The sequence below is a fragment of the Rhizobium sp. PEPV16 genome (assembly GCF_008919455.1).
GTDB classification, from domain to species: Bacteria; Pseudomonadota; Alphaproteobacteria; order Rhizobiales; family Rhizobiaceae; genus Rhizobium; species Rhizobium leguminosarum_Q.
In genome coordinates this window covers 1-7220 of record NZ_VSZV01000140.1, presented here as the reverse complement: position 1 = coordinate 7220, position 7220 = coordinate 1, and the positions used below count along the sequence as shown (strand labels likewise).

The following is a 7220-nucleotide window of genomic DNA, read 5'->3' as shown; positions in this document are numbered from 1 at the left end:
GGTGTCGACGTCGATCAACACCGCGGCTGCCGGCGGCAATGCAAGCCTCATGGCCATCGGCTGAGTAACAGGACGAGGGCGCAGAAAATGCGCCCTCGAAACTCCAGACGGAAAAGAGGCCCTCTTCCCGGAATTCAATCTGGCTTCCTCGGCCCATACGGCGTCGGGCGGCGATCCGCTCGCGACACAGTATTGCTGGCGTGAGGAACGACGATTGGAAAGGCAGTTTCGGGAAACCTCGCCGCCTTCATGTACTTGCTCGAACAAGTCTTTCCAGGTCATCGGCATCCAGGGACTTTACGACGGCCTTGCGGCTTGCTTTCCCGTCCACAGGTTGCCGTCTTCGTCCGCAAGCGTAAAAGCCGCTTGACAAAAAGCGTTCGCCGCGACTATTGGGTAATCGATCACCCAAGGAGGATGGTGCGGATCGTGGCAGTATCTCTTTCTGACATTGCGGAACGTGCGGGAGTCTCGGTAAAGACGGTTTCCGGTGCATTGCACGGCGGCTCCGCCCGCATGTCGGACGATACGCGCCAGAAGGTCAAGGCCATTGCGGAAGAGCTCGGCTACGTGACCAACCTTGCGGCGCGTGGCGTGCGACAGGGCTGGCTGCCGCTGGTCGGCGTCGTCTCCGACGGTCTGATCACTTCGCCTTTCGCCACCGAGATCGTACGTGGCCTCGACGGGGCGGCCCGCAGCGCCGGGATGGCGGTCTTTGCGGTCAACCACCGCAGCGGCCAATCTATCGGCTCGGTGCTCGACGAGGTGCAGCAGTTCCGGCCGCGCGCCGTTGCTTACGCCGCCATGTACCACAAGGATGTCGCCCTGCCGGACAGGTTGGCGGGCGCCGTCGGCGTCATGATCAACTGCCGCGAGGCTGCCGGCCGCGTCACAGCGTTGGTGCCGGACGAAGAGGGCGGCGCGCGGGAGATCGTGCATTATCTCCTCGGCGCCGGCCGGCGGCGCATCGCCTTCATCAACCTGCCGGGCATTCTCGCCGGCACGCTACGCGAGATGGGGTTTCGCGCGGCGCTTGAGGAGGCGGGCATCGACCACGTCGGCGTGTTTCCGGCGGTGCGTCGCAGCGTCTACAGCGACCGCGCGCCAAGCCTTATTGCCTCTCATGTGGAGGCGCTTCTGAAATCCGGTCAACGGCCGGACGCCATCCTTTGCGGCAATGACCGCGTGGCGATGGAAGTCTATGCGGCGCTTGCCCGCGCCGGCCTTCGCATTCCGGATGATATCGCGGTGGCAAGCTTCGACAACCAGGTCGAGATTGCCTCGCGGCTGGACCCGCCATTGACGACGATGGCCCTGCCGCACCGCGCCATGGGCCGCCTTGCCATGGAGATCCTCCTGGCCGAGCAGCCCGAACCGCCGCATCTGCGGAAACTGCCGTTCCATCTGGTCGAACGGTCATCCGTCTGAACTTGAATAGTGCCCAACAGGAGGAGAATACAAATGAGAACTTTAATGGGTAATCGATTACTTTCCGCACTCCTAGCGTCCGCCGCGCTGGTCGCGACCGCCGGTCTCGCCGAGGCGAAGACCGTCATCCACGTCATGCACCAGGGCGATCCCGGCTGGGTGAAGGCCTATGGCGACGTTGCCGCCCGCTTCGAGGCCGCCAATCCCGATGTCGACATCGAGATGATCTACGCGCCGCACGATGCCTATAACGAAAAGTTCAGCGCCGCCGTCATGGCCAAGCAGCTGCCCGATATCATGGAACTCGATGCTCCGTTCCTCGCCAATTATGTCTGGTCCGGCTATCTGCAGCCCGTCAAGCCGCTCATTGACAAGGACCTGCTCGATGACATGACGGATTCGAATATCGCCCAGGGCACCTATCCGATCGACAAGGACCTTTATGCGATCGGCCTCACCGACTCCTCGGTCGTGCTCTACGGCAATAAGAAATATCTTGAAGCGATCGGCGCCCGCATTCCGAAATCGGTCGATGATGCCTGGACCCGCGAGGAATTCGAAGGCTATCTCGAAAAGCTTTCCAAACTCGAAGGCGTGAAGTGGCCGATCGACACCTTCCGAGGTTACGGCATCAAGACCGAGTGGATCACCTATGCCTACGGCCCCCTGCTCGAAAGCGCCGGCTGCGACCTGATCGACCGCAAGACTTGGAAGGCCAGCGGCACGCTCGATGGCGAGGCCTGCGTCAAGGCGCTGACGATGATGCAGGACTGGGTGAAGAAGGGCTGGGTCGTGCCGACTTCGTCGGGCACCAACCAGTTCTACGCCGAGGGGCAGCCGGCCGCGCTCGCCATGGGCGGCCACTGGTTCTACGCGGAGGCATCGGCAGCGATGAAGGACAATATCATCGTCATGCCGCTGCCGAAGATCGGCGACAAGGGCGTGAGCCCGAACGGGACCTGGATCTGGGGCATTTCCGCGACCTCGGAAAACCCTGAGATCGCCGGCAAGTTCCTGAGCTTCCTGCTGAAGGACGAGGAGTACCGGGAGTACGCCAAGACCCAGTCCGCCTATCCGGGCCTGAAGAGCTTCGCCGCCGGTTCCCCGCTCTATGCGGAAGGCGGTCCGCTCGCCGTCGCCTTTGAGCAGGCTTCCAAGACCGCGATCGCCCGTCCGCCGCACCCGGCATATCCGACGATCACCTCGGCCTTCATGCAGGCCGTCGACAAGATCTTCAACGGTGGCGACGCGCAGGAAGCGCTGACGGCCGCTGCCAAGAAGATCGACGAGGATATCGAGGACAATGCCGGCTACCCGCCCTTCGACGAGCAGCAGTAAGGGGTTTTGACGGGGCCGGTTCGTCCTGCCGGCCCCTGGACCATCTCGGGAAGGATGACCGATGAGGAGGAAACAATGACTTTGCAACAGACCTCCACGCCCGCTTTGCGGCGTCCGGCGAAACGCCGCGATAGGCAGCGGCTCTGGCAGGAAATGGCGATGATCGCGCCTGCCTTTCTGCTTTTGGCGATATTCCTGATCACGCCGTTCCTCTTGTCTTTCTGGACGGCGATGACCAACCAGCCGCTCGTGCCGCGCCCGACGCCGGTGCGCTTCGTAGGCCTCCTGAATTTCGAGCGCGTCTTCGCCGACCCGCTGTTCTGGACCTCGCTGTGGAACGTCACGCGCTTCACCGTCTGGGTGCTGCCGCTGCAGTGCGGCCTCGCCTTCCTGACCGCGCTGCTCTTGCATCAGAAGCTGCCGATGCAAAACCTGCTGCGCGGCCTGTTCTTCCTGCCGGCGATCACCTCTATGGTGGTGGTCTGCGTCATCTGGGGCACGCTGTTCCAGTATCCAAGCGGCCCGCTCAACCAGATCGTCGGTTTCCTTTCCGGCGGCACGATCCAGCCGATCGACTGGCTCGGCGACCCCAACTGGGCGATGTTCTCCATCGTGTTGCTTTCAGCCTGGCAGGCCTATGGCTTTCAGATGATCATCTATCTCGCCGGCCTGCAGGGCATTCCCGAAGAACTATACGATGCCGCCCGCATCGACGGGGCAAGCGCGTTGCGCCGCTTCTGGCACGTCACCATGCCCGGCCTTCGCCCGACCCATGTCTTCGTGCTGGTTATCACGACCATCCAGGCCTTCAAGCTCTATACGCAGGTGGCGATCCTCACCCAGGGCGGCCCGAACGAAAGCACCGAAACCGTTGTCCACTACATGGTGCGCGCCGGCTTCGAGGAGCAGAAACTCGGCTACGCATCGGCCGTTTCCGTCATCCTCTTCGTCATCGTTCTTCTGATCGCGCTCCTGCAACGCAAACTCCTGAGGCGCTTCGATGTCTGATCTCGCTTTGACCCAGCCCGCCTCCCTGGCAATCGCAAGGGGCAACGGCAAGAGAAGCCTGCGCATCGTGCAGAGCCTCTGCATCCTGGTCATCGCGCTGGTGATGATCTCGCCGCTGTTCATGCTGCTGATCGCCAGCCTGAAGGACGACCGCTTCCGCATCCTCGCCGACATGGGCAGCTTCCGCGCCTTCTGGGTCGGCGACCCGACCCTGTCGAACTACAAGGAGATCGCCCATTTCTCCGGCGAGCTGGCCTATGGCCGATATCTTTTCAATTCGCTGGTGATCCTCGTCGCCACAGTCGTCTCGGGTCTTATCGTCAATTCCATGGCGGGCTTCGTTCTGGCCTGGGGCTCGCTGCGCGGCAAGGCGGCGCTCTTGGCGCTGGTCGTCGCGCTCTATGTCATCCCGCAGGAAAGCATCATCATGCCGCTCGTCGTCATGATGTCGCGGGCGGGTCTGACGGATACCTTCGCGGTGCAGATCCTGCCCTGGGTGGCAAGCCCGCTCTATGTCTTCCTCTTCTACCAGTTCTTCGCGCAGCTGCCGAAAGAACTCTATGAAGCGGCGGAAATGGATGGCGCATCGGCCTTCCGCATCTACCGGTCGATCTACATGCCGCTCAGCCTGCCGGCGCTCGCCACGGTCTCGATCCTCATGGGCATCGAAAGCTGGAACCAGTATCTCTGGCCGACGCTGGTCACCCAGACCGACTATGCTCGGCCGATTGCCGTCGCCATCGCCACCTTCTTCGGACAGGACAGCATCTACTGGGACCGGGCCATGGCCGCCTCGGTGCTGATGATGATCCCCGTCCTCATTCTCTATCTGGCTTTCCAGCGCTGGTTCGTCAGTTCATTCGTCGGCTCCGCCGTGAAAGGTTGATCATGTCTCTACAGGCAAAATCCGAAACCTCAGCACCTGAAACCATCGAAGCGGAGCTGCCCGAAGGCACGGTCCTGCATCTCTGGTTGAAGGCGCGCCATGCCGGCGGCGAGGCGAAGCTCTTCGTCGCCGTTAATGGCAACGACATCGGCGAGCCCTCGACCCGCCGCACGGGGGAATTTGAGTTCTTCGCTGTGACGCTCGCGAAGGGCGGCCGTGCCACGCTGTCCTATGATGCGACAACCACAGCGCTTTCCGTCGCTTATGCCTTCCGGCCGGAAACCGTGATGAAGGAGGGCATCTGCGTCTTGCACAGCGATGCCCGCACCGCCGCCCCCGACGTGCCCGACAGCTATCATTTCCGCCCGCCCTTCGGCTGGATGAACGATCCGAACGGTTTTGGACGGTTCGGCGGAAATGCTCACCTCTTCTACCAGCATTATCCCCACGAGCCGCGCTGGAACACCATGCACTGGGGCCATGCCGTCTCAAAGGATTTCGTCCGCTGGACACATCTGCCCATATTCCTCTTCCCGGCGGCGCATCTATCGGAAAAGGACGATGGCGGCGGCGGCGCCTTCTCCGGCTCGGCGATCCCCGGCATCGGCCCAGAAGGCGAGGAAATCCGCGTCTTTTACACCGAGCATGTGCGTGACCGGCAACCGGAAGAGCAAATCCAGCTTTCAGCCGTCAGCCGCGACGGCATCGTCGCCGGGCCGTCGGAGATCGTGATGCCGCTGCGCCCGGAAGGCTTGAACCTCACCACCGATTTCCGCGACCCCTATGTCTTCAAAGGCCCGGACGGCCGCTGGAAGATGCTGCTCGGCAGCCGCGACAGGCAGGGCGGCGTCGTACTGCTCTATGAAACCGCAGACCCGCAAGGCGCCGATGGCTGGACCTTCCTCGGCATCCTCCATCGCGAGGACGGTTTCGGCATGACGGCGGCGGAATGCCCCTGCATGGTGCCGTTTTCCGGCAAAAACGCAGAAACGCGCTGGGCGCTGATCTTTGGTCTGCTCACCAGCCGCGACCCGGCCACCGGCCGCCGCAACCTCACCTCCGTCACCGTCGGCGGTTTCGATGGCCGCACCTTCACTGCGGAGTTCGAGCAGGAGTTGGATTTCGGTTCGGATGCCTATGCCTTTCAGGCCTTCGTTGATGGCGACGAGCCGGTCGGCATCGCCTGGCTCGCCAACTGGACGGATTTTTCCAAGAAGGACGATTTCCCGACGACCATGACCCTGCCGCGCCGCGTGCTTCTCGACGGCGACACGGTGCTGACCCCGCCGGTCGCAGCCGTCGAAAGCCTGCGCCATCAGTTGCTGGACGACACCGCGCTTGCCGCCGGCAAGACCGTGCCGCTCGGCACCGGCGCCGTCGAGATCGTACTTGATCTTACCGAGCCGGGCGCCGCCTTCGATCTCAGCTTCGATCATCCGGACGTCGATCTAGGCGTGAAACTCGATGCCGATGGTCTGGCGATTGTCTTCGACGCTCGCACCGGTATGACGCCGCCACGTTACGTCGCCACCGGCGCGAAACCGTCGAGCCTGCGCATCTTCCTCGATGCCGGCTCCATCGAGGTATTCGCTGACAACGGCCGCTGGACGGGGTCCAAACGCATTCCGAGCTTTGCCGCCGCACGTTCGGCAACGCTCACCGGCGCCGTCGCCGAGGCGGGCGTCTGGCAATTGAAACTGTGAGGGAGGACAGACAATGGCATCGGTAGCAATCGACCGGGTTCTGAAGCAATACGGCGCGGCCTCCGTTATCCACGGGGTTTCCGCGGATATCGAGGACGGTGAGTTCGTCACGCTCGTCGGGCCGTCCGGCTGCGGCAAGTCCACGCTTCTGCGCATGCTGGCGGGGCTAGAGGATATCAGCGGCGGTGAAATCCGCATCGACGGGCGCGTCGTCAACGACGTCGCGCCGAAGGAGCGCGATATCGCCATGGTGTTCCAGTCCTACGCGCTCTATCCGCACATGACGGTGCGCGAAAATATGGGCTTTGCCCTGAAGCTGCAGGGGCGCGATAAGGCGACAATCAACAAGCTGGTGAGCGAAGCCGCAGGCATTCTCGCACTTGAACCCCTGCTGGAGCGCCTGCCGAAACAGCTTTCCGGCGGGCAGCGCCAGCGCGTCGCCATGGGCCGCGCCATCGTACGCCATCCGAAAGTGTTCCTCTTTGACGAACCGCTGTCCAACCTCGACGCCAAGCTGCGGGTGACCATGCGCAGCGAGATCAAGGAGCTGCATCAGCGCCTTGGCACGACCATTGTTTACGTCACTCACGACCAGATCGAGGCGATGACCATGGCCGACAAGATCGTCGTCATGCGCGCCGGCCACATCGAGCAGATCGGCAAGCCGCTCGATCTCTACGACCGCCCAAATAACACCTTCGTCGCCGCCTTCATCGGCTCGTCGTCGATGAACCTCTTCGAGGGCGGCATCAGCGACGGCGGCTTCCGTATCGAAGGCGGTGTTTCCCTGCCGCTTCCGCCGCAATTGAGCCACAGCGCGGCACGCACCTACGGCATCCGCCCGGAAGACCTCGACA

General features: G+C 62.8%; 7 protein-coding genes. 6 read left to right on the top strand and 1 reads right to left on the bottom strand.

Annotation, left to right across the window (positions count from 1 at the left end; all coding sequences use genetic code 11):
• Window positions 1–282 (bottom strand): hypothetical protein (locus FY112_RS37150; RefSeq protein ID WP_210384800.1); only part of this gene is annotated, 282 nt, incomplete at its 3' end.
• 135 nt (window positions 283–417) lie between these two features.
• On the opposite strand from FY112_RS37150, the gene FY112_RS02610 reads away from it, so the two are divergent.
• From FY112_RS02610 to ugpC, 6 genes are all read left to right on the top strand, one after another.
• Complete coding sequence (locus FY112_RS02610; protein WP_151517586.1) at window positions 418–1428, top strand: LacI family DNA-binding transcriptional regulator; 1011 nt, start codon at window positions 418–420, stop codon at window positions 1426–1428.
• Window positions 1429–1473: 45 nt separating this feature from the next.
• A complete protein-coding gene (locus tag FY112_RS02605) occupies window positions 1474–2766 on the top strand; it encodes a sugar ABC transporter substrate-binding protein (RefSeq protein WP_017956822.1) in 1293 nt (430 codons plus the stop codon).
• Window positions 2767–2841: 75 nt separating this feature from the next.
• Window positions 2842–3774 (top strand): sugar ABC transporter permease, encoded by a 933-nt coding sequence (locus FY112_RS02600; RefSeq protein ID WP_017956821.1) that lies wholly within the window; start codon window positions 2842–2844, stop codon window positions 3772–3774.
• Entirely contained in the window at window positions 3767–4660 is an 894-nt protein-coding gene (locus FY112_RS02595; RefSeq protein WP_131620234.1) for a carbohydrate ABC transporter permease, read from the top strand. Before FY112_RS02600 ends, FY112_RS02595 begins: the two co-directional genes overlap by 8 nt.
• Before the next feature lie 2 nt (window positions 4661–4662).
• Window positions 4663–6363: a beta-fructofuranosidase gene (locus FY112_RS02590; protein ID WP_017956819.1), complete on the top strand. Its 1701-nt coding sequence runs from the start codon at window positions 4663–4665 to the stop codon at window positions 6361–6363.
• Between the two features lie 13 nt (window positions 6364–6376).
• Window positions 6377–7220 (top strand): sn-glycerol-3-phosphate ABC transporter ATP-binding protein UgpC (gene ugpC, locus FY112_RS02585; RefSeq protein WP_151517585.1); only part of this gene is annotated, 844 nt, incomplete at its 3' end.